This window comes from Victivallis vadensis, assembly GCF_003096415.1.
Lineage (GTDB): Bacteria > Verrucomicrobiota > Lentisphaeria > Victivallales > Victivallaceae > Victivallis > Victivallis vadensis.
Window position 1 is genome coordinate 1 of sequence record NZ_QEKH01000080.1, and the last position, 1576, is coordinate 1576.

Annotated in this window: 2 protein-coding genes; both read left to right on the forward strand. The window is 42.2% G+C overall.

Annotated elements, in window-relative coordinates; all coding sequences use genetic code 11:
• Positions 1 to 78 precede the first annotated feature (78 nt).
• Positions 79 to 1071: a site-specific tyrosine recombinase/integron integrase gene (gene xerA / locus C8D82_RS20450; RefSeq protein WP_116886142.1), complete on the forward strand. Its 993-nt coding sequence runs from the start codon at positions 79 to 81 to the stop codon at positions 1069 to 1071.
• Positions 1068 to 1576, forward strand: a 509-nt coding sequence (locus C8D82_RS20455) for a restriction endonuclease subunit S (RefSeq protein ID WP_207776210.1), incomplete at its 3' end; no start/stop codon positions are given. The genes xerA and C8D82_RS20455, both read left to right, overlap by 4 nt.

Genomic DNA, 1576 nt, shown 5'->3' on the forward strand with positions numbered 1-1576 from the left:
TCTAAATAGCAATTTAGCGGAGTATCCTGATATAATATGTGCAGTTTACCTTAACCATCATAAATCAGGAGAAACAATATGAAAGAAAAATTGATGAAGGAAATTCAACAGGCTATGAACGGAAAATTGAGCGATCGCCAGAAAGAACAGCTGGTGACCGCTATGCGGAGCTGTCTGCAAAAATACCAGATCTCCGAACCGGTCTCGCCTGTTGAAAATACACAAGAAGCGAATAATCGCCTGTTGACCATGTTTATTTCGGCAAAGCAGATAGAAGGCTGTTCCGGGAAAACGGTCATTTATTATCAGGAAACAATAGGTCGCTTCTTTGCATGGATAAAAAAAGAAATAACGCTGATTGACACCGACGATCTTCGTCTGTATCTGGCAGAATACCAACAGGAACGGAATGTCAGCAAAGTTACTATTGACAATATACGCCGGATTCTCTCCAGCTTTTTTGCCTGGTTGGAGGATGAAGATTATATCGTTAAAAGTCCGGTGCGGCGTATCCATCGGATCAAGACCGCTAAGATCATTAAAGAAGCGTTTACCGACGAAACGATCGAGGTTTTACGGGATACTTGTTCGGAAGTTCGCAACTTGGCAATGGTGGAACTACTGGCTTCCTCCGGGATGCGTGTCGGAGAGCTGGTCAAGCTGAACCGAACAGATATTAACTTCAACGAACGATCATGCATTGTTTTCGGGAAAGGCAGTAGCGAACGTGAAGTTTATTTCGATGCCCGGACAAAGATTCATCTGTGGCAGTATTTGAACAGCAGAACAGACGATAACCCGGCTCTTTTCGTTTCGCTGAGATCCCCGCACAAACGGTTGGAAATCGGCGGAGTTGAATTTCTGCTCAGGAAGCTGGGGAGGATCGCTGCTATTGAAAATGTACATCCGCACCGTTTCCGGCGAACACTGGCGACACGTGCGATTGATAAAGGTATGCCCATTGAACAAGTCCAGCGTCTGCTTGGGCATAAAAAGATTGATACGACCATGTGTTATGCTCTGGTCAATCAAAGTAACGTAAAAATTGCTCACCGGAGGTATGTGGGATGAAGAATAATCAACTTGAAAAGCTGTCGGATTATGCCGATTATAGCAAAGCAAAAATTTCTATTGCTGAAATAGATACTAAATGCTATTTTTCAACGGAAAATATGCTCCCCAATAAAGGCGGCGTTACTGAAGCGGCAGGTTTGCCAACTCAAGACAATGTAACAAAGGTTTTGCCAGAAAATGTCTTGGTTTCTAATATTCGTCCATATTTCAAAAAAATCTATTTTGCCAATGAACTGGCAGGAGCTTCAAATGATGTTCTTTGCTTTGTTGCAAAAAACGGTTGCTTGCCACGCTACTTGTATTATCTTTTGAGTTCAGATTCTTTTTTTGATTATATGATGGCAGGAGCAAAGGGGACTAAAATGCCGCGAGGTGATAAAGGGCAAATAATGAATTTCCCGGTCTGGGTACCTGCGCAGAATGAACAATCGCGTATAGTTTCTGTATTATCTGCTTTAGACGAAAAGATAGAAAACATTTCTAAAATAAACCATAATTTGGA